Here is a 24,331-nt window from a genome sequence, read left to right on the forward strand (position 1 = left end):
AGTTAGGCCGTGGTGCCGGGGGCCGGCTTGGCGATACGAACACCGGCTTCGGCATTTGCGCGAGCCATGTCCATCGGCTTGATGTCGACCAGCGTCAGCTTGGTCTGGTTGTCCGACGCAGCGACCACATCGAACGTGCAGACGACGCGAATCGGCAGCGACTTGCCCAGGTGCTTCCACTTGTCGAATTCGTCGGACTTGCCGAACTTGAACGGGCGGGTGCTGATGCCGACGGCTTCGCCGCTTCCGTTGGTGGCAATGTCAGCATCGAGGTGGAACGTGGTGCTGTCGAAGCCACGGCCTTCATAGTCGCCCTTCGATTGCTTGATGCCGTAGAGGGTCGATTCACTTTGCATGCGCATGATTGATTTACTCCAAGCCCGAGTTATTGAAGGCTCTGCGCGACTGGGCTAGATCGCGGAACCACGAATTGAGAAAACGCAGCGCTGTAGGCCTCAGAGAGGTCGGCATGCGAGAAGGTCGAAAGGCGCTTCGGGCGCTTCTTGTCGGTGACCAGCTCAAGGAACTGCTCTTCGGTGAGGTACTTGAACGCGAGCGCAATGGATGGGGCCGCGTTGTTCAGCAGATGCAGCGCATTGCGCGTGCATTCGGCCTTGACGTGCATCAATGCAGGCTTCGGCGTATAGGCGATGTACTCAGGCGCGGCAACATCACCAGCCTCGCGTAGCACGGCGGCGTGCCAGTCGCTTGCCCCGGCGAAGAAGTCGGACGGACGGCGCAGCAGGTCGGTGTCAAGCACGCGCACCTTGTTGCCGTAACGCAGTTCGAACCGCAGCCACTTGCTGCCGACCTTCTCGCCGAAGAGTTGATCGCCCTTTTCGTAGATGTTGGTCTCTTTGCCAGCATCCTTGGAGCCGATGTACAGAGACCGCGAACAGCCCTTTGCCCAGTTGATATCACGCAGTGCAGGGGTATGGCCGTAGCTGTCGCAAAGGCCTGCTCTGTACTCTTCAAGCACTCGCTCAATGCCGCCCGAAAAGCCATCGAAGAAGTCAAGTGCGAGGTCAGCGCGAGTGATCTTGCCTTCCAGTTCGTCAATGATCCTAGCCATGCGCTCAGCCCATCCGGGCTCTGCAAACGTGCACGCAACGCCGTACAGGTTGACGTGGAGGGACTCGGCCTGTGCGCGCTGCTTAGGGCTGTCTGAGGCCGCACCGAAGCCGACCCAACCGACCTCCGCGCCGTTACGCTGGAGGGGCCAGCGGCGCTTGTAGAAGTCATGACCCTTGAGGGCTTCCGCCCCGCGGTTGAATTCGAAGCCCAAGGCCATGCACACACGGTCAGCAAGGTCTGCCGCTTGCCCGCATGCGTCGCGCTCATGGTCGGGCAGCTCGTTGATGATGCTCAGTAGCTTGTTGAGCCTGTAACCTTCGTCCCAGATGCTTGTGGACTCCGCGCGCTTGTCAGTGAGGAACGGCGGCGCGTTGCGCAACCGGACGGTGAAGCGAAGCCAATCGACATGCACCATGGAGTTCGATGCCTGGCGTTCAGCCATCAAACGAACCTTCACCACATTGCCATCCAGCACCAATGCAGTCTTGTCTTTGACCTTCGTCATATGCCCGTCCCACCTTCAGAAATTTGATATACCCCGTGATTACCATCGGGGGTCCTGTCGCACTGCCGCCCGCTCGCTTCGCCCGCGCCGCTCCGCGCAGCGTCGTTGCCTCCTTGCGCTGCGCTGCCCGTGCGTGCTCGCGTGACTTCGCAGCCAGCACAGTGGCGATCGCAGTGATCAGCGAGGTACAGGCATTGCAGAAGGCATGCGCCATCAGCAGAGGGCGCGTCCTGCGGACCGGGCTCTAGCCCTTCGGGTTGAGCCACCGGGTACGGCGTCTCAATCGCTTGCGCGACAGCCGATCCCTCGCGCTTCAGGGTGATCACAGGCCGCTGGCGGGCTACGTCTCTTCGAGCCGCAGCGTCGGACAGGCCGTGGCTGCACGCCACGGAACAGCCGCTTGGCAAGGAAGGGGGCGAGGCGAAGGCAAAGGCGCGCACGGCACGCTGCGCGGCTTCGTAGGCGGTCATGGAGGTCATGGAGGTCATGCGCGTGGCTCCATGCCGAGCGAGCGACGACGGAATGCGGCGGCGCGCAACAGCTGCGGATCGCTGGAGGCCTCCTCGCGGGCGATCATTTCAAGCACCATCTTTCGACGGTGCTGAGCGACCGTCAGGCCACCACGACGGCGCAGCGCTTCAGCCTGGCTAATCTCTCCCCAATCCGGGGACTCATCGACCTGGTCAGCGCTTCCCCATTCCGGGGACTGTTCGACCTGGTGCACAACGGCACGCGGTCCCCGAAGTGGGGACGCCACGCCAGGCGCAGATGATGCGCGCGGATGGTCCGGGCAAATGCCGCCCGTGCGGACCTCGAAACCATGCTTGCGGCAGGACCAGTAGGTCACTTGGTTCAGGCCGTTTTCCTCGCCCGTCATGAACGTGCAATTGCGGCAGCAAGGCCGCAATTGAGGCGTGACGTACCCAGCCATCTGATGCTTCGGAATGAGCCTCACAGCAGCCCCTGCACGCCTTCGAGGCGCAGGCACGCCACCTTGGCGCGGTCGGGCTGGACACCACGGCGAACGAAAGCCGCACAGACGGCGGCATCGTCGCGATACTGCGATGACGCATTAGCCGAGCCATCGCGGATGCTAGGAGGCACGGGCGCGCAGATCGCCATGCGGGCGCGACGCTTCCATTCGAGCTTTTCGGCGACAGTCATTGCGCGCCCTTCGAGCCGTACAAGCCGACTTGCTTCCAGTTGCGGTTGGTCAGCGCGAAGCGCGTGAACGAGCGCATGACGTCAGCTTCCGAACAGCCGAGCTGGTCGGCGATCTCGGCAATGGTCTGCTTGATCTCCGACTTGTCGCCGAACTCGATGCGAGCGCCCTTGGCACGATGGGCACGAACGCGGGCAGCGGAATCGGCGTGCACGGCGCGACGACCTCGCGAAGAGCGCACCTCCAAGCCAGCCACCACAGGAGCCGCCATAGCTTGAGTGATGGCCTCAGCGGCTGGAAGTGCGCAATCGAGAAGACAGGGTTGGTGCATGGCGGCTCCGGTTAAAGTAAACTTAATCGTCAGAAAGCTTCTTTTATTTATGTTTCATGTATTTTCACAAGAAACATGTATTTTTGCAAGGTTGGACCATCTATGAATGCAATTGAATCCATAGTCGGCGCCTATAAGGCAAAGATGGGCTATCGCTTCGACAAGGACGTGGCGACCGCGCTGGGTCTGAAGCCCTCAGCCTTCTCGAACTACATGAACGGTCGAAGCAGACTGCCAGACATGGCCATCGTGCGAATCGCTGAAGGCATCCACGAGCCAGTCGAAAAAGTCATCGCAGCGAACAACGTCACCTATGTCAACACGCCAGAGGAAGAACGATCCTTTTGGGCGCGGCGCATGGAGTCGGTTCGCTCCTAATTCATCCGGAGATTGATCTTCATGCTCAAAGGCAAAACCGCGCTTGTCACGGGGTCCACCAGTGGCATCGGCCTGGCCATCGCAAAGTCCCTCGCCCAGCAAGGCGCGAACATCGTGCTCAATGGTTTCGGCGATGCCGAAACACCCAAGGCGCAGATCGAAGCGCTCGGCGTTCGCGCCGAATACCACGGCGCCGACATGAGCAAGCCGGACCAGATCGAAGACATGATGAAGTTCGCCGCATCGAAGTTCGGCCGTGTGGATGTCCTGGTGAACAACGCCGGCATCCAGCATGTCGCCAAGGTCGAGGACTTCCCCGCCGAACGTTGGGACGCCATCATCGCAATCAACCTCACGAGCGCATTTCATACGACGCGGCTGGCAATTCCGGCGATGCGCGAAGCCAACTGGGGCCGCGTCATCAACATCGCATCGGCACACGGCCTCGTGGCCTCGGCGCAGAAGTCGGCCTACGTGGCGGCCAAGCACGGCATCGTCGGCTTCACCAAGTCGGTGGCACTCGAAACCGCAACAACGGGCGTCACGGTCAACGCAATCTGCCCTGGCTGGGTGCTGACGCAACTGGTGCAAAAGCAGATCGACGACCGCGCGGCACGCGAAGGCATCACGGCCGCGCAGGCGCAAAACGAACTGCTGGGAGAAAAGCAGCCTTCGCTGCAGTTCACGACCGTCGAGCAACTGGGCGGTCTTGCCGTCTTCCTGTGCTCACCGGCGGCCGACCAGGTCCGAGGCGTCGCCTGGGCCATGGACGGCGGCTGGACTGCCCAGTAATGGGTAGCCCAGCGGGACAAGCCCTCTTTACTTGAGCTGGACCGAGCCCGACACGCTCACGACCACGCTGGTCTTGCCGGCTTCGACCGGCACGGCCGAATCGGCCGAGAACGACTTGGCCTGCATCGCCATCATGCGCGGGTGGATCGGGCCGTTGTCGTTCGCGTTCACCGACACCTCGCGCAGCGTGTAGCCGCCGAAGCCGAAGCCCTTGGCCAGCTCTGCAGCCTTCTGCTTGAAGTTCTCGATGGCGATGTTCTGCGCTTCGGTTTCGGTCTTGGTGCGCTGCTCACGGCTCAGGCCAAAGCCCACGTTGCCCACGCCGAGCGTGGTGATGCGGCCGGCGGTCTGGGTGATGCGCGGGAAATCGCGCCCTTCCAGCACCAGCTCGGTCGAGCCCTGCCAGCCGTTGATCTTGCCGTCCTTCGAATAGCGCGGCGACAGGCTGAAGTTGCCGGTGCGCACATCGAGCTGGCCCGGCTGCGCATTCTTCTTGGCTTCGGTGAGCGCGGCATCGAGCGCGGCCTTCAGTTGCGTCTGCACGGTGGCCGCATCGGCCGCGTCGCGCGTGGTCACGAGCGTCATGCTCAGCATGTCCTGTTGGACCTCGACCGTGCCGGAGGCCGTGAGCTGAAGCACGTTCTGCGGTGCTGGCGTGACGACATTCTGGGCCAGTGCGGTGCCGGCCACGGCCAGGGCGGCGCAGGCCGCGAGCAATTTGATTGTGTTCTTCAAGACGAAGTACTCCCTTGGTTGGAATGAAAGACAAGCCCCGCGCCGACGCCCTCAGGGGCGTTGGCCGCGCGGTGCTGCGTTCAGCGGGCGGGCCGCAGTCGGCGGTACCGGTGCGATCCGCTCGGCCGGCTGTGATTCTGCCGAATTCAATGACACCCCCACGGCCGGCGGCGTCCACTGGCCACGGACCTGCTGCCGCAACTCGAAGAGTTCGGCCGCCGTAAGCCGGCGGCCGGCGGCGGCCTCCTCGCGACGGATTTCCTCCCGCTGCGCCGCCCGGTGGGCGGCGACCGCATCGCGGACTTCGCTGCGGCGCACCTCGCCGACCCTGAAGAAATCACCTGAAGCCGCCAGCGCCGGACCGCAGGCGAAAGCGAGGACGAACGGCAAGGCAGATAAAGGGTGTCTCATTGAGCAAAAGTCATTGGGAACCGGGAACTTTGCCACCTCCGGGCAAACGTCTGATGACCAGAACGCGAGCGCCCGCAAGTTTTGTAACTTAGTGTCAATCCATAAGTAAATCTGGCTCAACGAAGCCTTAACGCCTTCAGAATCGGCCCTGTTACAAATTCAACGTTGTAGAAATGACTCAAGTTCCCGCTCGCACCGACAAGATCGTGATCGTCGACGACGACGCCCGCATCCGCGACCTCCTGCGCCGCTACCTGACGCAGGAAGGTTTTGAAGTGATCGTGGCCGAAGACGGCAAGGCGCTCAACCGCATCCTGTTGCGCGACACGGTCGATTTGATCGTGCTCGACCTGATGATGCCCGGCGAAGACGGCCTCTCGGTCTGCCGCCGCCTGCGTGCCGCCAACGACCGCACGCCGATCATCATGCTCACCGCCAAGGGCGAAGACGTGGACCGCATCGTCGGCCTCGAAGTCGGCGCCGACGACTACCTCGGCAAACCGTTCAACCCGCGCGAACTGCTGGCCCGTGTGCACGCGGTGCTGCGCCGCCGTCCGCCGCTCGAAGCGCCGGGCGCCCCCTCCACGGAGAACGAGACCGTCACTTTCGGTCCGTTCGCCTTCGACCTCGGCTCGCGCACCCTGAAGAAGGATGGCGAAGAACTCTCGCTGACCACCGGCGAGTTCGCGATGCTGAAGGCGCTGGTGCGCCATCCGCGTCAACCGCTGTCGCGCGAAAAGCTGGCCCAGCTGGCGCGCGGGCGCGAGTTCGAGCCCTTCGACCGCAGCCTCGACGTTCAGATTTCGCGCCTGCGCAAGCTGGTCGAGTCCGACGCCGCGGCGCCGCGCTACATCCAGACCGTCTGGGGCGTGGGCTACGTGTTCGTGCCGGACGGCACGGCCTGACGCCCCGTTGACAGGTGGCCATCGGCCATTCCGCCAGACCCGGCCATGCGCAGGAGGACGGCGCGCAGGTCACGATGCCAAGCCCTCTCGAGGGCAGTGGCGCGCGTGACCGCCGCCCCGGCCTCAAGCTGGGCTTCAGCCTTTTCTGGCGCACTTTCTTTCTGCTCGCACTGCTGCTGATCGGTTGCACGGTCGCGTGGCTGCAGACCTTCCGCTCGCTCGAATACGAGCCGCGCGCCATTCAGACCGCGCACCAGATCGCATCGCTCGTGAACCTCACGCGCGCAGCGCTGGTGTATTCGGACGCCATCACCCGGGTGTCGCTGATCAAGACGCTGGCCGACCAGGAAGGCGTGCGCATCCTGCCGCGCGAGCCCAACGACCGCTTCCAGCCCTACACCAGCGGCGCGCTCGACCTGCGCGTGACCGAAGAGCTGATCGACCAGCTCGGTGAAGGCACCACGGTGGCCAGCCGCGTGAACGACGAAGCGGGCCTGTGGATCGGCTTCACCATCGAGAGCGACACCTACTGGCTGCTGCTCGACCCCACGCGCTTCAGCCGCGTGGGCGGACGCACGTGGCTGGTGTGGCTGAGCACGGCGATGGCACTGTCGCTGGCCGGCGCGGCGCTGATCACTCGGCTCATCAACCTGCCGCTCAAGCAGCTGTCGCGCGCGACGATGCAGGTGCGCGAAGGCGAGTACGAGGCGCACCGGCTCGACGAACGCGCCCGCACCAACGAGATCCGCGCGGTCAACATCGGTTTCAACCGCATGGCCGACCAGCTCGCCAAGATCGAACAAGACCGCGCCATCATGCTGGCCGGCATCTCGCACGACCTGCGCACGCCGCTCGCGCGCCTTCGGCTCGAAACCGAGATGAGTGTGGCCGACGAAGATGCGCGCGACCATATGGCCGCCGACATCGCCCAGCTCGACGCGATCATCGACAAGTTCCTCGACTACGCCCGCCCGGACCATGTCGATCCGCGCCCCGTGCTGCTGCGCGACGTGGTCGATGCCTGTACCTACGCGGTGCAGGACTACGAAGAGATGAACATCACCGTCGACGTGCCCGCCGACCTGCGGGTGCTGGGCGACGAGGTCGAGCTCACGCGCGTGATCTCCAACCTTGTCGAGAACGCGCGGCGCTACGGCAAGACGCCGTCCACCGGCGTGGCCGACGTCACGATCCAGGCGCAGGCCAACAACGACGCGGTGCTGATCAAGGTGCGCGACCACGGCGCGGGCGTCGAACCCGCCCTGCTCTCGCAACTGACCAAGCCCTTCTTCCGCGGCGACGCGGCGCGCACTTCGGCCGCTGGTGCCGGCCTGGGCCTGTCGATCGTGGCGAAGAACATCGAGCGCATGGGCGGCACCTTCGCGCTGACCAGCACGCCGGGGCGTGGCCTTGCGGCGCACATCCGCATGCCGCGCGCCATGCCCGAAGGCAAGCCGGCGCCCAAGCCGGTGGAATTGGCGCCGGGCAAGAAGATCTGACACCTGCCCCGGGCCGGGGCGGGTTTCAGCGGTGCAGCAGGACGGCCGCGCGCGCTTCCATCGCGCGGCCTTCACCCACCGGACCGAGCTTTTCGGCCGTCTTGGCCTTCACGTTCACCTGATCGACCGCAAGCCCCAGCGTGTCCGCAATGCGCAGGCACATGGCCGGAATGTGCGGTGCGAGCTTGGGCGCCTGCGCGATCACGGTGCTGTCGACGTTGCCGATCTCCCAGCCCGCCGCCCGCACGCGGCGCGCCGCCTCGGCCAGCAGCACCGCCGAATCGGCGCCACGAAACTGCGGATCGGTGTCGGGAAAGTGCCGGCCGATGTCGCCCAGCCCGGCACCGCCCAGCAGCGCATCGGTGATCGCGTGCAGCAGCACGTCGGCATCCGAATGCCCCAGCAGGCCCGTGATGTGCGGCACTTCGATGCCACCCAGAATCAGCTTGCGCCCTTCGGCGAGCTGGTGAACGTCCCAGCCTTCGCCGACGCGGATGTTGAACGGCTTCGTCGTCATGCCATGGCTTTCTTGCGGCCGAGCAGAACCGCCTCGGCCAATGCGAAGTCTTCGGGAAAGGTGACCTTGAAGTTCTGCGCGCTGCCCGGCACCAGCAGCGGCGACAGCCCGATGGCCTCGATGGCGCTGGCTTCGTCGGTCACGGTGTCGCCCACGCGTTCCAGCGCATCGAGCAGCATGCCCAGGCGGAACATCTGTGGCGTCTGCGCCAGCCATTTGTCGGCGCGCGGCAGCGTCTGGGCCACGCGGCTTTCGGTCGTCGATACCTTCAGCGTGTCGGCCAGCCGGTGCGCCAGCAGGCCACCGACGGCATCGTGCTCGCAGGCCGCGATCAGTGCCTCGATCTGGCTCGAGGTGACGAGGCAGCGCGCCGCGTCGTGCACCAGCACCCAGTCGTGCGCGCCAGCACCCTTCTGCCGCAGCGCCAGCAGGCCGTTGCGCACCGTGGCCGCGCGGGTCAGGCCGCCCATGCGCAGCAGGTGCTCGCCCTGTGCCGGAAAGCGCGGCAGTGCCGCGTCCACATCGCGATCGTCCGGCGACACCACCAGCGCCAGCCCGGCGAACCGGCTCGCCAGCGCACGAAAAGCCTCCAGCGTGTGGGCCACCATCGGCTGACCGGCCAGGCGCCGGTACTGCTTGGGCGGCGTGGACTGGGCATGTCCGGCGCGATGGCCGGAGCCGGCACAGGGGATCAGCACGAAAAGTCGGGAAGAAGACATGAGGTCCTGTACGAGGCGATGGCCGACAAGCGGATAAAGGGCCGCCATTCTAGAATTGCCCTTCGCACACCCCTCGCCAGCCGGCGCGGGGTGTTGTGCATTTTCCGAACCGCTCCATGGACCTCCCCCATCTCACGGCAGGCAAGCGCTTCACGCTGCCGCGTCCCCCGTTGTCGGCCGATGCCCTGTTGCTCGCGCAACTGGGCATGCGCGAGAAGGCCGCCGGCCGCGCCACCGCGATGTTCACGGCCGACGCCAACGACGCGCAGAGGCTCATCGACGAGATCGCCTTCTTCGCACCCGACCTGCGCTGCGCCCTGTTCCCCGACTGGGAAACGCTGCCCTACGACAGCTTCTCGCCGCACCAGGACCTGATCAGCGAGCGCCTGGCCACCCTCTGGCGCATCAGCCAGAAAGAGGCGGACGTGGTGCTGGTGCCTGCCACCACCGCGCTCTACCGGCTGGCGCCGCCGGCTTTCCTGGCCGGCTACACCTTCCATTTCAGGGCCAAGCAGAAGCTGGAGGAGTCCAAGCTCAAGGCCCAGCTCACGCTGGCCGGCTACAGCCACGTGACGCAGGTGGTAAGCCCCGGCGAATACGCGGTGCGCGGCGGCCTGATCGACCTGTTCCCGATGGGCTCGCTGGTGCCGTTTCGCGTCGACCTGTTCGACGACGAGATCGACACCATCCGCACCTTCGACCCCGACACCCAGCGCAGCCTGTACCCGGTGCCCGAAGTGCGCCTGCTGCCGGGCCGCGAATTCCCGATGGACGACGACGCCCGCGGGCGCTTTCGCAGCCGCTGGCGCGAGCTGCTCGAAGGCGACCCGACCAAGAGCCGCATCTACAAGGACATGGGCAACGGTGTGGCCACCGCCGGCATCGAGTACTACCTGCCGCTGTTCTTCGACGAGACGGCCACGGTGTTCGACTACCTCGGCCCCGACGCCACCATCGTGCTGCACGGCGACCTGGAGCCCGCGTTCCAGCATTTCTGGCAGGACACGAACGAGCGCTACCGACTGGTGCAAGGCGACCCCGAACGCCCGGCGCTGCCGCCCGAAGCGCTGTTCCTGAACGCCGAGCAGTTCTACCAGCGTGCCAAGCCGCACGCCCAGCTCGCCATTCGCGGCGACGTGCCCACCGAAACGCCCTACGCCGAATTCGACAAGCTGCCGCCTTTCGCGGTGGTGCGCGGTGCCGAAGACCCGCTGGTCGGCCTGAAGGCCCACATCCAATCCACGCCGCACCGCGTGCTGCTGATCGCCGAAAGCGACGGCCGCCGCGAGAGCCTGCTCGACTTCCTGCGCGCCAGCGGTGTGAGCCCGCCGGCCTTCGACTCGCTGGCCGAGTTCGAGGCCTCGCCCGACGAAAAGATCGGCATCGCCACCGCCGCGCTGGCCTCGGGCTTTGCGTGGCGCGAGCAGGGCATCGACCTCGTCACCGAGACCGAGCTGTTCGCCACCGCGCCGACCACCCGGCGCCGCAACAAGAAGCAGGAACAGGTCAGCGACGTCGAAGCGCTCATCAAGGACCTGTCGGAGCTGAACGTCGGCGACCCGGTGGTCCACTCCGCGCACGGCATCGGCCGCTACCGGGGCCTGATCCACATGGACCTGGGGCAAGGCAACGATGCCGAAGGCAAGCCGCTGCTGCAGGAAATGCTGCACCTGGAGTACGCCGACAAGGCCACGCTCTATGTGCCCGTCTCGCAACTGCACCAGATCAGCCGCTACACCGGCGTCAGCGCCGACGAAGCGCCGCTGCACAGGCTGGGCTCCGGCCAATGGGAAAAGGCCAAGCGCAAGGCGGCCGAGCAGGTGCGGGACTCCGCCGCCGAGCTGCTCAACATCTACGCCCGCCGTGCCGCGCGCGAAGGCCATGCCTTCCGCTACTCGGCCGCCGACTACGAGGTGTTCGCCAACGACTTCGGCTTCCAGGAAACCGCCGACCAGAAGGCCGCGATCCACGCGGTGGTGCAGGACATGATCTCGCCGCAGCCGATGGACCGCCTCGTGTGCGGCGACGTGGGCTTCGGCAAGACCGAAGTGGCGCTGCGCGCCGCCTTCATCGCCGTCACCGGCGGCAAGCAGGTGGCCTTTCTTGCGCCGACCACGCTGCTGGCCGAACAGCACTACCAGACGCTGGTCGACCGTTTCGCCAAGTGGCCGGTGAAGGTGGCCGAGATGAGCCGCTTCCGCTCCGCCAAGGAAATTTCGGCTGCTGCCAAGGGGCTGGCCGAGGGCCAGGTCGACATCGTGGTCGGCACGCACAAGCTGCTGTCGCCATCGATCAAGTTCAAGAACCTGGGCCTGCTCATCATCGACGAGGAACATCGCTTCGGCGTGCGCCACAAAGAGGCGATGAAGGCCATGCGCGCCGAGGTCGACGTGCTCACGCTCACCGCCACGCCGATTCCGCGCACGCTGGGCATGGCGCTCGAGGGCCTGCGCGATCTGAGCGTGATCGCCACCGCGCCGCAGCGGCGCCTTGCCATCAAGACCTTCGTGCGCAACGAAGGCACGGGCGTGATCCGCGAAGCCGTGCTGCGCGAGTTGAAGCGCGGCGGGCAGGTCTACTTCCTGCACAACGAGGTCGAGACCATCGAGAACCGCCGCCAGAAGCTCGAAGAGATTCTTCCCGAGGCCCGCATCGCCGTGGCCCACGGCCAGATGCCCGAGCGCGAGCTGGAACGCGTCATGCGCGACTTCGTGGCGCAGCGCTACAACCTCTTGCTGTGCTCGACCATCATCGAGACCGGCATCGACGTGCCGACCGCCAACACCATCGTGATGAGCCGCGCCGACAAGTTCGGCCTGGCGCAGTTGCACCAGTTGCGCGGCCGCGTCGGTCGCTCGCACCACCAAGCCTATGCCTACCTGATGGTGCCGGACACCGAGGGCCTGACCAAGCAGGCCGCGCAGCGGCTCGACGCCATCCAGCAGATGGAAGAACTGGGCTCGGGCTTCTACCTCGCGATGCACGACCTGGAGATTCGCGGCACGGGCGAAGTGCTCGGCGAGAACCAGAGCGGCAACATGATGGAGATCGGCTTCCAGCTCTACAACGAGATGCTGAGCGAGGCCGTGCGCGCGCTCAAGGCCGGGCAGGAGCCCGACCTGCTGTCGCCGCTGTCGGTCACGACCGAGATCAACCTGCACGCCCCGGCCTTGCTGCCCGACGACTACTGCGGCGACGTGCACCTGCGGCTGTCGTTCTACAAGAAGCTGGCCACCGCGAAGACGCCCGACCAGATCGACACGCTGCTCGAAGAAATCGTCGACCGCTTCGGCAAGCTGCCGCCGCAGGCGCAGACGCTGATCGACACGCACCGGCTGCGCGTGCTGGCACGGCCGTATGGCGTGGTGAAGGTCGATGCGGCGCCGGGCATCATCAACATCACCTTCAAGAAGGATCCGCCGGTCGATTCGATGGCCATCATCCAGCTGATCCAGAAGAACAAGCACATCAAGCTCGCCGGCAACGAAAAGCTGCGCATCGAGCGCGAACTGAAAGAGCCGAAGGAGCGTGCGCAGATGGTGCGCGATGTGCTGCGCAGCCTCGGTCAACCCCTCGTCAAGGAACCTGCCCCCGCATGAGCGCTACAGAAATCTCCCCCGGCCTCGTCATCCAGCGCGTGAAGCCGCCGCTGGTTCTGGCCAACTTCAAGCTGATCGCGTTCGACATGGACTCGACGCTGATCAACATCGAATGCATCGACGAGATCGCCGATGCCGTCGGCAAGAAGGCCGAGGTGGCCGCGATCACCGAAGCCACGATGCGCGGCGAGATCAAGGACTTCAAGGAAAGCCTGCGCCGCCGCGTGGCGCTGCTGCAGGGCGTGCCTGTCGCGGCGCTGCAGCAGGTGTACGACGAGCGGTTGAAGCTCAACCCGGGCGCTACCGAGCTGGTCGCTGCCTGCAAGAAGGCCGGCCTCAAGGTGCTGCTGGTGTCGGGTGGATTCACCTTCTTCGCGAACCGCGTGAAGGAGCGGCTGGGCATCGACTTCGCGCGCTCCAACCTGCTGGACGAAGCCAACGGCCATCTCACCGGACAGGTCGTCACGCAGAGCTGGGGCGACATCTGCGACGGCGCCGAGAAGCGTCGCACGCTGCTCGAAATTGCCTCGCTGATGGGTATCTCTGCGCAGGAAACGATCGCAGTGGGCGACGGTGCGAACGACCTGCCGATGATGGGCGAGGCCGGTCTCTCGGTGGCCTATCACGCCAAGCCGAAGGTGCGCGAACAGGCCATGGTCGCCATCAATGAAGGCGGGCTTGATCGGTTGCTGGATATCGTCAAGTGACACCTCGCTTTTTTGTCTGATGCGTTTTGGCGCTGTTGTTCAGGGCGTCGCTCACGCCGACACGGTGCTCTTTTTCGCGAATGTCCCCCGCTTCGCTCCTCCTTTATTTCGCGAAAAAGAGCCCCGTATCGACGTGAGCGCTCAGAGCACTTGTTGATCGGCGATCGCCAGCAGCGCGTCCATGTGCGAATGACGCCAGGTGCTCCCCGCAGCGAAATAAAGGAGGAGCGAAGCGGGGGACATTCGCGGAGGGGAGCACCTGGTGTCATTCGCACTCGCCCCGAACACAAGCCCTGAACAAGAGCCCTGAACACAAGCAAATAAAGGAGACAACAACATGACCACAGCAACCGCCCCGCTCTACCGCGCCGACGCACTCCAGGACTACGCCAGCGCCCTGCTGCAAAAAGCCGGGCTCGCGGCATCGATGGCAGACAGCGTCGCGCGCACGCTGGTCGAAGGCGACCTGCTCGGCCACGACACCCACGGCCTGGCGCTGCTGGCCGGCTACGTGAAGGAAATCGAATCCGGCGGCATGACCCGCGAGGGCGCCCCCGAAGTGCTGTCCGACCGCCCCGCCGCCGTGCTGTGGGACGGCAAGCGCCTGCCCGGCCCCTGGCTCATGGACCAGGGCATGGACCTACTGATTCCGCGTGCGCGTGAACTTGGCACCGCCTCATTGGTCATCCGCCGCAGCCACCATATCGCCTGCCTAGCCGTCTACATGCTGCGCGCGCTGCAGGAAGACATGCTGATGCTGCTGGCCTGCTCCGACCCCAACACGGCCAGCGTCGCGCCCTTCGGCGGCACGCAGGCGGTGTTCACGCCGAATCCGCTGGCGATGGGCTTTCCGCTGTCGCAAGGTGGCGTGATGGTCGACATCTCGGCCTCGATCACCACCAACGGCATGAGCAACCGCAAGCGCGCGGCCGGCGAGACCTTTGCCGAGGAATGGCTGATCGACGCGGCCGGCAAGCCGTCGAACAACCCGCAGGTGCTGTTCGACCAGCCGCCCGGCACGCTGCTGCCGGTCGGTGGCCTGAGCCACGGCCACAAGGGCTACGGCATGGCGCTGCTGGTGGAAACATTGACCGGCGGCCTGGCCGGCTTTGGCCGTGCGGACCCGCCAGAGGGCTGGGGCGCCACCGTGCACATCACGCTGCACGACCTGCATGCCTTCGGCGGCAAGGAAGCCTTCCTGCGGCAGATGGACCATGTGGCGGCCCAGTGCCGGGACAACACGCCCATCGACCCTGCAAAGCCGGTACGGCTGCCGGGCGAAGGCGGTTTGAAGCGTCGGGAGGGGCAGTCGAAGAACGGAGTGCGGCTGCACCCGTCGATTGCGCGTTCGCTGCAGGAGGCGGAACAGCGCCACGGGCTGGCGCTGGCCCGCGCGCTGGTGGTCTGAAGAAGGCTGGCTGTCAGTCTTTTTCGGGCGGCTCTTCCGCCCGTTCGCCGGGCTGGCGCGGTGCGCGCTTGCCGGGCTTGGCCACGACCTCGACATAAAACTGCTTGCCGGCTTCCTTGACCACACCGTCGATCAGGCCGGTGATGGCGGAAAGATGCACGACTTCGGCGGATTCTTCGGCCGCGCCGAACTTGCAATCGAAGTCCCAGAAGTCGGAACCTTCGGGCAGAACGCGCCGGCGTTCGCGCTTGATGTACTTGCGAATCTCGTGTTTGATGGCTTCAAGAAGCCGGTCGGGGTGCTTGCCCTCGACCTGGAGCTGAAAGGTTTTTCTCATGGGTGATCGTAACGCGCCGCGCTGTGTACAGTCGGCGGTTCAATTGAAAGCAGGTGAAGACATGGCGCGCGCAAACGACTGGGCAGGCAAGGTGATGGCATTGGTGAACGGGGGCAACGCGCCAGCGGCCATCGCGCAGATCAAGGTGGCGCCCTCGGTCAAGGACCTGAAGGCGCTGCAGACCATCATGACGCTGTCGAAGATGAAAGGCCGCTATCCGAACGTGGATGCGGCCATTGCGGACAACCTCGATCTGCTGGCGGCGCCCCGCCTGCACCGCTCGCCCTGAACCCGCCTTGACGCTTTACAGCGCCTGACCGAGGCGCTTCACGCCTTCCTCGATCTTCGCCACGTCGGCCGTCGCAAAGCTCAGGCGCAGCGTCGCCACATCGGGGTTCTCCGCAAAGAACGGCGCGCCGGGCACGAAGGCCACGAGCTTTTCGATGGCGCGCTTGGCCAGTTCATTGGCGTCGGCCAGCTTGCCGTTGGCACCCGTCAGGCGTGCCCAGAAGAACAAACCGCCGTTGGGCTGCGTGAAGCTCACCGCATCGCCCAGCTCGCGCTTGAGCGCAGCGCCCATGGCCTGTGCGCGCTGGCCGTACACCTCGCGCACATGCGCCAGCGTGGCGGGCATGCGGCCGCTCTTGAGGTATTGCGCGGCCGTGGCCTGCGAAAAGGTGCTCGTGTGCGCGTCGCTGAACTGCTTGCACATGGTGGCCTTGGCGAGCAGTTCGGGCGGCGCGATCATCCAGCCGATGCGCAGGCCGGGGCTGAGCACCTTGCTCAGGCTGCCGCAATGCGCGAGCAGTTCGCGGCTGCCGGGCACTTCCTTGCTGAGCGCCAGGATCGACGGCGGCGGGGCTTCGCCGAAATAAAGGTCGCCGTACGGATCGTCTTCCACGATCAGCGTCTGGTACTTCACGGCCAGCTCCAGCACCTTCTTGCGCCGCTCCAGGCTCAGCATGGCGCCGCTGGGGTTGCCGAAGGTCGGGATCAGGTAGACGAACTTGGGCTTGTGTTCGGCGATGAGCTTTTCCAGCTCGTCGGTCTTCACGCCGTTGGCGTCGATGGGCGCACTGATGAGCTGCGCGCCGTACAGGCGAAAGCACTGGATGGTGGCCAGGAAGGTCGGGCCTTCGACGATCACCTTGTCGCCGGGCGAGATCATGGTCTTGCCCAGCAGGTCGAGCGCCTGCTGGCTGCCGGTGGTGACAATCAGGCCGCTCGGATCGACCTCCACGCCCTTGGTCTTCATGAAGGCGCTGAGCTGCGTGCGCAGCGGCTCGTAGCCTTCGGTGGCGCCGTATTGCAGGGCCGCGCCGGGCTCCTCGGTCAGCGCCTTCTGGCTCGCCTCCTTGAGGCCCTCGACGTCGAACATGGCGCTGTCCGGGAAACCGCCCGCGAAACTGATGATGCCGGGCTTGCCCAGCAGCTTGAAGAGTTCGCGGATGGCGGAGGTTTCGACGTTGTCGAGGCGGGAGGCGAATTGCATGGTCAGTCTCACTTTCTGGGCGTCATTGTCGCGAAAGCCGTGGGCAATAAAGCTGCGTAAGGCTATCGGCTTTCAACGATATATTGCGCTACGACAGCCTTCCTGCGCGCGGCAGGCGGGTGCCGCGCCCTACCGAGCCCCATGAAAAAAGACAACATCGCCCCCTTCTTCGCCGTCCTGCAAGCGGCCAACCCCACGCCCGAGACCGAACTCGAATACACCACGCCCTTCGAGCTGCTGGCCGCCGTGCTGCTCTCGGCCCAGGCCACCGACGTGGGCGTGAACAAGGCCACGCGCAAGCTCTATCCGGTGGCCAACACGCCGCAGGCCATCTACGACCTGGGCGTGGAAGGGCTGGAGGAGTACATCAAGACCATCGGCCTGTACCGCAGCAAGGCCAAGCACCTGATCGAGACCTGCCGCATGCTGATCGAGCTGCACGGCGGCGAAGTGCCCAGGACACGCGCCGAACTCGAGGCGCTGCCCGGTGTCGGCCGCAAGACCGCCAACGTGGTGCTCAACGTGGCCTTCGGCGAAGCCACCATCGCGGTCGACACGCACATCTTTCGCATCGGCAACCGCACCGGGCTCGCGCCGGGCAAGACGCCGCTGGAGGTGGAACTCAAGCTAGAGAAGCGCGTCCCACCCGAGTACCGGCTGCACGCGCACCACTGGCTGATCCTGCATGGGCGCTACATCTGCGTGGCGCGCAAGCCGCGCTGCTGGGAATGCGCGGTCGCCGCCTTCTGCGACTACAAGCCCAAGACACCCGCACCGAAAACGGCCTGACACGACACCGAACGAATGACGACTCCGAAGACCCACCGCGCCTTTCTTGCCGCAGCCCTGTTCGCCGCCGTCGCCGGCCTTCCCGCCATCGCGTGGTCGCAGGGCACCGGCCTGCCGCCCGATGCCATGACGCTCTACGGCGGCCGCTGGTCGACCAACTGCGCCGATGCCGGCGCGCCCACGCTGCAGGTGCGGCAGGACATGCTGATCGCCCAAAGCGGCAAGCGCCGCGTCGTCGGCACCGCGCCGCAAACGGCGAACAGCTTTTTCGGCAACCGCCCGCCGCCCGCGAATTTCGACCTGGCATTGATGAGCCGCGCAGGCAAGGCCGGCGCAATGAGCTTCCTCGTCTACCGCGACGTGCGCGGCCAGTTGATCATGCTGGACGCCGACAAGCCCGTGGCCGGCCAGCTCGGCCCCGAGTTGATGAAGCAGCGCTATTGGCATTGCGACGGTGCCGCCCGCGCCGCGACACCGCCCACCGAGCCCCCGGTCGCCAAGCTGCCGCCGCCGCCCACGGGCAGCCCCGCCGCGCTGGCCCAGGGCCCCGCCATGCAGAAAGCCTGGAGCACCGCGCTGGGCACGCGCGAAACCGACCGCTGGCTGGTGCGTCGCGAAGGCCCTGCGCCCGAGCCGCAATGGGTCACGGTCGACGGCACGCGCTACCTGCTGCATGCGTTCTGCAAGCCGCACGACTGCTTCGACAACAACGCAATCGCCCTGTATGACCAGGGTTCGGGCCGCATCTACGGCCTGGTGCAGCGCAACGGCAACAACCGCCTGGTGGGCACGCCGCCCGCAGCCCTTGCACCGCAGCTCGACAAGCTCTGGCGCGAGCAGTGGCGCTCGAAGAACTGAGTGGCCGCCCCTTCTTCGGCCCCGCCCTGTTCAGGCCAGCTTGAACAGCCGCACCGCATGCACCAGCCCCGCCGCCTGATCGTTCATCGACTGCGCGGCGGCTGAAGCCTGTTCCACCAGCGCCGCGTTCTGCTGCGTGGTGCGGTCCATCTGCTTGATGGCGTCGTTGACCTGCTCGATGCCGGCCGACTGCTCCTGGCTGGCCGCGGTGATCTCGGCCATGATGTCCGTCACCCGGCGCACGCTGCCCATGATCTCTTCCATGGTCTTGCCGGCCTCGTTGACCAGCGCGCTGCCCGCATCGACCTCGACCACCGAGTCGCCGATCAGCGTCTTGATTTCCTTGGCGGCCGCCGCCGAGCGCTGCGCCAGGTTGCGCACCTCCGACGCGACCACCGCGAAGCCCCGCCCCTGCTCGCCCGCGCGGGCCGCCTCCACCGCCGCGTTCAGCGCGAGGATGTTGGTCTGGAACGAAATGCCGTCGATCACGCCGATGATCTCCACCACCTTGCGCGACGACGCGTTGATGGACGCCATCTTCTCCACCACCTGGTCGACCACGGCGCCGCCACGCGAGGCCACCTGCGAAGCCGAGTCAGCCAGCTGGTTGGCCAGCCGCGCGTTGTCGGCGTTCTGCTTGACGGTGGAGGTCAGCTCCTGCATCGACGCCGCCGTCTGCTCCAGCGAGCTGGCCTGTGCCTCGGTGCGTGACGACAGGTCGCGGTTGCCCGATGCGATCTGGCTGGACGCGGTGGCAATCGAATCCGTGCCCTCGCGCACCTGGCCCACCACCTTGGCCAGCTCGTCGTTCATGGAACGCAGTGCCCGCATCAGCATGCCCGACTCCGAGGTGTCGGCCACTTCGATGCGCGCCGTCAGGTCGCCCGACGCCACCTGCTGCGCCACCGTTACCGCCTGCCCGAGCGGGCGGGTGATGGAGCGCGTCATGCGAAACGCCAGCAGCAGTCCGCCGAGCAGCGACGCGAGACTGATCGACAGGATGAGCCACTTGGCACGCTGATAGGCCGCCTGGGCCGACGCCGTGCTTTCGTCGGCGCTTTTCTTCAGCAGCTCCTGGAAGGCCGACACGTGCGCCAGCACCTGGTTGAGCAGCGGCATGCATTCCTGCGTCAGCACCTTCACGGCCGCTCCGGTCTGATGCGAGGTGGCGAGCCCCACGACATTCTTGGCGATGGGCAGGTACTGCGCCTCGAGCGCGCGCAGCTTCTCCAGCATCCTGCGCTCCTCGGCGCTCGCGGAGGCCGGGTCGGCCATGACCGTCGCGAGGCCCTGCAGCCCGCTGTCGATCTCGCGCTGCGAGGTCCCGACGAGTTCGACATCACCCTTCTGCGCGGCCGGGTCCTCCACCAGCGCCAGGTTGCGCGCCGCAATCGCACGCTTGCCGATGGCCGACTGCACGTTGTTCAACTGGTCCAGCTTGCGCGCGCCCACCTCGGTCGCAAAGGCGATGCGGTCCGAGAGGTTCGCCATCTCGTGCAGGCCGATGCCCGTGATGACGAGTTGGAGCAGCAGCAACAGCGCAAACCCCAGTCCCAGACGGGCGCCGATTTTGAGATTCGAAAGATCGAACATGTGGGGAAACTCCAAAGTGTGGCGGGATCTTTTCGGTCATCGGCAGCGTCGCCGCGCGCCACCCCACCCGAGAAGGGTGGGATGGGCAAACCCTCGAACATGGGATGCGTCCGGCGCGCCGGATGAAAGAAAATTCGGGCTGATGCAACCTGCCTCTTCCCACGGAACACCGGCGCTGCGCACCCGAAGCCGCCGCCTGCTCGCGCGCCAGGGTTTGCTCGACAAGCTCGCCGGCCCGGGCGATCGCCGTTGCGTGGTTCTGCAGGCGCCCGCCGGTTTCGGCAAGAGCGCCCTGCTGCTCAGTTGGCAGCGCGAACTGGTCTCGGCCGACACCGACATCGCATGGGTGCGGCTCGCGGACCTGCCCGAGGGCGACCTGCACTTCATGACGGCGCTCATGGCCGCGCTGGGCGACATCGACGCGGCCATCACCCGGCATGCCGTGGCGCACGCCTGCCCGGACGCCGACGCCATCGAGCGGCTGGTCATCGCGCTGGTGCGCGGCATTGCCGCGCGCGACCGCAAGCTCGTGCTGATCGTGGACGACGTGCACTGCGCGCAGAGCGGCAACGTGCTGCACGCGCTGCAACTGCTCGTGGAGTACGCGCCGCCCAACCTGCTGTGCGTCTTCGCCAGCCAGGATGACCTGCCCATGACCCTGGCGCACGCGCCCGCCTCGAAGACGGTGCTGGAGCTGCGCAACGACGATCTGCGCTTCAGCCTGCCGGAGTCGATCGCCTACCTCGGCATGCGCCTGCCCGACCTCGACACGCGCGCCGCCGCCGCCATCCACCGGCTGACCGAAGGCTGGCCGGCGCTGCTGCGGCTGGCCAGCGTCGATGTGCGCCGCCGGCGCGGTGCGCGTTCACCGCTGGCCCATGGTGTGCCCGACCCCGAGCCGTTTGCCGCGTACTTTCATGCCCACGTGTTCCCGCGCCTGTCCGCGACGCAACTGCGCCTGCTCATCTGCTGCGCCCCGCCCACCCGCTTCAACGCGCCGCTGTGCGCCGACCTCGCGGGCGCCGGCTTCACCCCGGCGATGTGCACTGCACTGCTCGAACCGCTGAAGCGCGAAGGCCTGCTGTCCGAAGCACCGCAGGCGCCCGCCACCGGCGGCGAGCGCTGGTGGCAACTGCACCCGCTGCTGCGCAGCGTGCTGCTGTCGCACTTCGCGGCATGGCCCGAGGCCGAGCGCCTGAAGCTGCATGCCACGGCCTGCCGGTCGTTCGCGGCTCGCGGCATGCATCACCAGGCGGTGCGGCACGCGCTGGCCGCCGACGACCGCGACACGGCCGCCCGGCTGGCCGAGCACGGCGCGGTGACGCTGTTTTCCAAGGGCGCAATCGCCGAGATGATCGCGCTGGTGCGCCAGCTCGACCCCGCGGTAATCGGCGACAACGTTCATCTCGGTCTCTGGATGGCCTGGGTCGAGTTGGCCGACTACCGGCTCGACGACTGCGCCCGCAGCATCGAACGGCTGCGCGCGGCGCCCAGGCGCCTCGACCTGGCCATGCGCTACCGGCTCACGCTGCTTGGCTGCCTGCTGGCCATCCGCAGCGACGACAACGGCGCGGTGTCGCGGCTGCTGCCGGAGCTGCTGGCACCGCCGGCCGCCGCCGACGACTTCGCCTTGGCCGGGCGGCGCAACGTGCTGACATGGCTGTACCTTCACACCGGCGAGTTCGAGCAGGCGCGGCGCATCCAGCGCGACGAGGCGCTGCCCCGGGTCAACGGCGAACCGGTCATCGGCACGCTTTTCGGTTCGCTGGTGGGCCAGTGCCTGGTCGGGCTCTCGTTCGCCATCGAAGGCCAGATCCACCGCGCGGAGCGCGTCTACCGCCAGGTGCTGCGCGAGGCGCAGGAGCGCGGTGCCCATTGCGCCGAAGCGGCGCGGCTGACGGCGCAACTGCTCGTCGAGGTGCTGTACGAACAGCACGGGCCGCTGGTGGCCACGCGCTTCATCCAGGAGCAGTTGGGCACGCCCGACGGCCTGATCCCCGACACCACGCTGCGGATGATCCTGGTGTCGAACCGGGCGCAGCAAGCCGCCGGCAGGTGGCCCGAGGCCCTGGCCCATCTTGCCGACCTGACGCAGGCCGATGGCCTGCTGCAGCGCTTTCACATGGACCGCGCGCTGGCCTGCGTGCTGCTGGAGCAGTTGCGGATTCAACTGAAAAGCGGCGATGCCGATGCGGCACGTGCAACGCTGCAGGAAATGCAGGCGCTGCAGGCCCGCCACCCGGACACGGAAGCCGGCATCCTGCGGCGGGTGGCCGACGTCGGCGAGCGCGCGTGCATTCACCTGGCGATGCACGACGGCGAACTGCCGCTCGCGCTGTCAAAGATCGAAGCCCTGCTGACGCGCTACGAACAGCGCGGCCAGGTCGGCATCGTGACCACCCTGCTGCTGCAGGCGGCCGAGGTCGAGCGCAGGCTCGGCCGCACCGAAGCATCGAGGGCGCGCGTGTGCGCGGCCCTGCGCCTGGGCCATCGATTGGGCCTGATGCAGACTCTGCTGAGCGCGCACGACAACGCCCTGCCACTGATCCGCACGGCCGCCGCAATCCCCAAGCTCGACCCGGTGCTGGCGTTCTTCATCGAGCGCATCGAAGCGCTGGCCCAATCGCAGCGCGACGAACAGGCCGAGCCGCCGCCCACCCAGCGCTTTCGCGACGAGCGCAGCGTGAGCTGCCTGCTCACGCTGCGCGAAGCCGAGATTGCCGAGCTGCTGCAGCAATCGCTGCCGAACAAGAAGATCGCGCTGACGCTCGGGCTATCGCTCGACACGGTCAAGTGGCACCTCAAGAACATCTACATGAAGCTGGATGCGCACGGGCGCCGGGCGGTTGCCGCGCGCATGCGGCGCGAACGCGAACTGGAACACGAAGAGAGCGGCAGCGGCAAGTAGCCGCGGCCGGTGTCATGTCAGGTGTCAGGCGCCCGGCGCATCGCTGAAAGTCAGCCAGCCGCCGAACGGCATTTCACCCGCAGGCCAGTCGGCGGCGGATTCGACACAACGAACACCACGCTGCAACAGCGACACCGCGCGCAACACGCCGGCATGCGTGACCCACAGCGCATCGCCTTTTGCCGCCTGCCATTCGTCGTGCACGGCGGCAACGCGCTGCATGAAGACACGCACGCTTTCGCCATGAGCACCGGCGGGCGCATCGGCGAAATCGACCGTCCAGGCCTCGAAGTCTTCGCGCGGAATCGCAGACCACGGACGCCCTTCCCAGGCACCGAAGTTCATCTCGGCCAGGCGCGCGTCGTGGCGCAGTTGCAGGTCCGGGCGCAGGGCCACGATGGCATCGGCCAGCGCGACACAACGCCGCAGCGGCGAACTCAGCAGCACGATGCCGGCCGGCAGCAAGGGCGCGATGCGCTGCGCCGCGGCCAGCGTGGCATCCGCATGGGCTTCGAGGTCCGTGGCGCCGTAGCAAAGCCCGGCTTCGGCCACCACGGGCGCATGACGCTGGAGCCAGAGCGTGCTCATGCGTGCCAGGCCAGCGCGAGGTAGATCGCGAGTTCGCAGACCTGCTGCGTCGCGCCCAGCCCATCGCCAGTAAAACCCTGCAGCCGCCGCATGAACAGCCGCGCCATCCAGCCCGCAGCCAGGGCCGCGACCACCAGCGCCGCCGCCACGTGAACAGCGTCATGCGCGTACAGCAGCAGCGCCACCGCGGGAATCGACCACACCAAGGCGATCGCCAGCGCGCCAAGGCTGATGGCATCGGCCAGCGGCTTGGCCTTGCTCGCGCCGCTGTCGCCCACATAGGGAAGCCAGCGAATCAGGAACAACGGCATCAGCCGCGACAGCACATGCGCGCCGACGATGGCGACGGCCACCGCCTGCAATCCGCGTGTCGCCAGCGTGGCGAGCAGCGCGAACTTCAGGCCCAGCGCCAGCACCAGTGCCACCGCGCCGAAGGCACCGATGCGCGAGTCCTTCATGATTTCCAGTGCCCGGTCGCGATTGGCGGAGCCACCGAGTCCGTCCGCCACATCGGCGAGGCCGTCCTCATGGAAGGCACCTGTGAGCATCACCGTGACGACGGTGCTCAGCACGGCAGCGGCGAGCGCTCCCGCGATGCCCGCCAGCCCCATGCCCACGCCGACGAAAACCGCTGCGGCCACGCCTCCCACCAGCCATCCGATGCCCGGCAAGTGCGCCGCGCTCGCACGCAACATCTGCGGACTGAAACCGACCCAGGCGGCGAGCGCGCCCGTCACCGGCACTCTTGTGAAGAACTGCAGCGCCAGCAGGAAGTGACGAACGCCGTTCATCGCTTTCCTTGCTCCGGGTGCGTTGTGGTTGTCAGGGCTCGGGGGCATTCGGGGTACGTGCGAATGACACCGGGTGCTCCCCTCCGCGAATGTCCCCCGCTTCGCTCCTCCTTTATTTCGCTGCGGGGAGCACCCGGTGTCATTCGCAAAGGACACGCTGCTGGTGTACCGCTGATCAACGACTGCTCTGTCCAGCGCTCGCGCCGATACGGGGCTCTTTTTCGCGAAATAAA

The 24,331-nt window shown here is 66.4% G+C and carries 25 protein-coding genes; 11 read left to right on the forward strand and 14 right to left on the reverse strand.

What is annotated here, in order from left to right; all coding sequences use genetic code 11:
- Positions 1-2: 2 nt before the first annotated feature.
- The 5 genes from ACSFB7_RS12615 to ACSFB7_RS12635 all read right to left on the reverse strand — a co-directional run bounded on the left by ACSFB7_RS12615 (position 3) and on the right by ACSFB7_RS12635 (position 2,955).
- Complete coding sequence (locus ACSFB7_RS12615) at positions 3-362, reverse strand: hypothetical protein (protein WP_435470509.1); 360 nt, start codon at positions 360-362, stop codon at positions 3-5.
- A gap of 23 nt (positions 363-385) precedes the next feature.
- Complete coding sequence (locus ACSFB7_RS12620) at positions 386-1,579, reverse strand: replication initiation factor domain-containing protein (RefSeq protein WP_435470511.1); 1,194 nt, start codon at positions 1,577-1,579, stop codon at positions 386-388.
- 484 nt (positions 1,580-2,063) lie between these two features.
- Positions 2,064-2,456 (reverse strand): hypothetical protein, encoded by a 393-nt coding sequence (locus ACSFB7_RS12625; protein WP_435470513.1) that lies wholly within the window; start codon positions 2,454-2,456, stop codon positions 2,064-2,066.
- Between the two features lie 74 nt (positions 2,457-2,530).
- Complete coding sequence (locus tag ACSFB7_RS12630) at positions 2,531-2,743, reverse strand: hypothetical protein (protein WP_435470515.1); 213 nt, start codon at positions 2,741-2,743, stop codon at positions 2,531-2,533.
- Entirely contained in the window at positions 2,740-2,955 is a 216-nt protein-coding gene (locus tag ACSFB7_RS12635; protein WP_435470517.1) for a hypothetical protein, read from the reverse strand. Before ACSFB7_RS12635 ends, ACSFB7_RS12630 begins: the two co-directional genes overlap by 4 nt.
- A 219-nt stretch (positions 2,956-3,174) precedes the next feature.
- Between ACSFB7_RS12635 and ACSFB7_RS12640 the strand changes: the two genes are divergently transcribed.
- Both ACSFB7_RS12640 and ACSFB7_RS12645 read left to right on the forward strand, forming a co-directional pair.
- Positions 3,175-3,450: a helix-turn-helix domain-containing protein gene (locus ACSFB7_RS12640; RefSeq protein WP_435470519.1), complete on the forward strand. Its 276-nt coding sequence runs from the start codon at positions 3,175-3,177 to the stop codon at positions 3,448-3,450.
- Between the two features lie 21 nt (positions 3,451-3,471).
- A complete protein-coding gene (locus tag ACSFB7_RS12645) occupies positions 3,472-4,242 on the forward strand; it encodes a 3-hydroxybutyrate dehydrogenase (RefSeq protein ID WP_435470521.1) in 771 nt (256 codons plus the stop codon).
- A 27-nt stretch (positions 4,243-4,269) separates the two neighbouring features.
- On the opposite strand, the gene ACSFB7_RS12650 is transcribed toward ACSFB7_RS12645, so the two are convergent.
- Positions 4,270-4,977, reverse strand: coding sequence for an SIMPL domain-containing protein (locus ACSFB7_RS12650; RefSeq protein WP_435470523.1), 708 nt, complete (start codon positions 4,975-4,977; stop codon positions 4,270-4,272).
- 51 nt (positions 4,978-5,028) lie between these two features.
- The gene (locus ACSFB7_RS12655) at positions 5,029-5,367 is read right to left on the reverse strand and encodes a hypothetical protein (protein WP_435470525.1); all 339 of its coding nucleotides are present in this window, start codon (positions 5,365-5,367) and stop codon (positions 5,029-5,031) included.
- Between the two features lie 194 nt (positions 5,368-5,561).
- Between ACSFB7_RS12655 and ompR the strand changes: the two genes are divergently transcribed.
- Entirely contained in the window at positions 5,562-6,293 is a 732-nt protein-coding gene (ompR, locus tag ACSFB7_RS12660; RefSeq protein ID WP_007837017.1) for an osmolarity response regulator transcription factor OmpR, read from the forward strand.
- 74 nt (positions 6,294-6,367) lie between these two features.
- Complete coding sequence (locus tag ACSFB7_RS12665) at positions 6,368-7,792, forward strand: sensor histidine kinase (RefSeq protein WP_435470527.1); 1,425 nt, start codon at positions 6,368-6,370, stop codon at positions 7,790-7,792.
- Between the two features lie 25 nt (positions 7,793-7,817).
- Here the strand turns inward: ACSFB7_RS12665 and ispF are convergent, their stop codons facing one another.
- Together ispF and ispD are read right to left on the reverse strand one after the other, a co-directional pair.
- Positions 7,818-8,309, reverse strand: a complete 492-nt coding sequence (ispF, locus tag ACSFB7_RS12670) for a 2-C-methyl-D-erythritol 2,4-cyclodiphosphate synthase (protein ID WP_435470529.1) — start codon at positions 8,307-8,309, stop codon at positions 7,818-7,820.
- Positions 8,306-9,028, reverse strand: a complete 723-nt coding sequence (gene ispD / locus ACSFB7_RS12675; RefSeq protein ID WP_435470530.1) for a 2-C-methyl-D-erythritol 4-phosphate cytidylyltransferase — start codon at positions 9,026-9,028, stop codon at positions 8,306-8,308. Before ispD ends, ispF begins: the two co-directional genes overlap by 4 nt.
- A gap of 116 nt (positions 9,029-9,144) precedes the next feature.
- Here ispD and mfd point away from each other — a divergent pair, with 116 nt between their 5' ends.
- The 3 genes from mfd to ACSFB7_RS12690 all read left to right on the forward strand — a co-directional run bounded on the left by mfd (position 9,145) and on the right by ACSFB7_RS12690 (position 14,742).
- On the forward strand, positions 9,145-12,627 hold the full coding sequence (mfd, locus tag ACSFB7_RS12680; protein ID WP_435470532.1) for a transcription-repair coupling factor: 3,483 nt from the start codon (positions 9,145-9,147) through the stop codon (positions 12,625-12,627).
- A complete protein-coding gene (serB, locus tag ACSFB7_RS12685; protein WP_435470534.1) occupies positions 12,624-13,334 on the forward strand; it encodes a phosphoserine phosphatase SerB in 711 nt (236 codons plus the stop codon). Before mfd ends, serB begins: the two co-directional genes overlap by 4 nt.
- A gap of 337 nt (positions 13,335-13,671) precedes the next feature.
- Positions 13,672-14,742, forward strand: a complete 1,071-nt coding sequence (locus ACSFB7_RS12690) for an Ldh family oxidoreductase (protein WP_435470536.1) — start codon at positions 13,672-13,674, stop codon at positions 14,740-14,742.
- A gap of 13 nt (positions 14,743-14,755) precedes the next feature.
- Here the strand turns inward: ACSFB7_RS12690 and ACSFB7_RS12695 are convergent, their stop codons facing one another.
- On the reverse strand, positions 14,756-15,079 hold the full coding sequence (locus tag ACSFB7_RS12695; protein WP_435470538.1) for a DUF6172 family protein: 324 nt from the start codon (positions 15,077-15,079) through the stop codon (positions 14,756-14,758).
- Between the two features lie 61 nt (positions 15,080-15,140).
- Here ACSFB7_RS12695 and ACSFB7_RS12700 point away from each other — a divergent pair, with 61 nt between their 5' ends.
- The gene (locus ACSFB7_RS12700; RefSeq protein WP_435470540.1) at positions 15,141-15,368 is read left to right on the forward strand and encodes a hypothetical protein; all 228 of its coding nucleotides are present in this window, start codon (positions 15,141-15,143) and stop codon (positions 15,366-15,368) included.
- Between the two features lie 15 nt (positions 15,369-15,383).
- Here the strand turns inward: ACSFB7_RS12700 and ACSFB7_RS12705 are convergent, their stop codons facing one another.
- On the reverse strand, positions 15,384-16,571 hold the full coding sequence (locus ACSFB7_RS12705) for an aminotransferase-like domain-containing protein (RefSeq protein ID WP_435470542.1): 1,188 nt from the start codon (positions 16,569-16,571) through the stop codon (positions 15,384-15,386).
- Positions 16,572-16,712: 141 nt separating this feature from the next.
- Here ACSFB7_RS12705 and nth point away from each other — a divergent pair, with 141 nt between their 5' ends.
- The gene (gene nth / locus ACSFB7_RS12710; protein ID WP_435470544.1) at positions 16,713-17,360 is read left to right on the forward strand and encodes an endonuclease III; all 648 of its coding nucleotides are present in this window, start codon (positions 16,713-16,715) and stop codon (positions 17,358-17,360) included.
- Between the two features lie 15 nt (positions 17,361-17,375).
- A complete protein-coding gene (locus ACSFB7_RS12715; RefSeq protein ID WP_435470546.1) occupies positions 17,376-18,218 on the forward strand; it encodes an Ivy family c-type lysozyme inhibitor in 843 nt (280 codons plus the stop codon).
- 30 nt (positions 18,219-18,248) lie between these two features.
- On the opposite strand, the gene ACSFB7_RS12720 is transcribed toward ACSFB7_RS12715, so the two are convergent.
- A complete protein-coding gene (locus ACSFB7_RS12720; RefSeq protein ID WP_435470548.1) occupies positions 18,249-19,811 on the reverse strand; it encodes a methyl-accepting chemotaxis protein in 1,563 nt (520 codons plus the stop codon).
- Positions 19,812-19,953: 142 nt separating this feature from the next.
- On the opposite strand from ACSFB7_RS12720, the gene ACSFB7_RS12725 reads away from it, so the two are divergent.
- A complete protein-coding gene (locus ACSFB7_RS12725; protein ID WP_435470550.1) occupies positions 19,954-22,719 on the forward strand; it encodes a LuxR C-terminal-related transcriptional regulator in 2,766 nt (921 codons plus the stop codon).
- A gap of 24 nt (positions 22,720-22,743) precedes the next feature.
- Here ACSFB7_RS12725 and ACSFB7_RS12730 read toward each other — a convergent pair whose 3' ends face one another.
- Positions 22,744-23,307 (reverse strand): histidine phosphatase family protein, encoded by a 564-nt coding sequence (locus ACSFB7_RS12730; protein ID WP_435470552.1) that lies wholly within the window; start codon positions 23,305-23,307, stop codon positions 22,744-22,746.
- Complete coding sequence (locus ACSFB7_RS12735) at positions 23,304-24,098, reverse strand: adenosylcobinamide-GDP ribazoletransferase (RefSeq protein ID WP_435470554.1); 795 nt, start codon at positions 24,096-24,098, stop codon at positions 23,304-23,306. Before ACSFB7_RS12735 ends, ACSFB7_RS12730 begins: the two co-directional genes overlap by 4 nt.
- Positions 24,099-24,331 lie beyond the last annotated feature (233 nt).

This window comes from Variovorax raffinosi (genome assembly GCF_051216615.1).
GTDB lineage: Bacteria > Pseudomonadota > Gammaproteobacteria > Burkholderiales > Burkholderiaceae_C > Variovorax.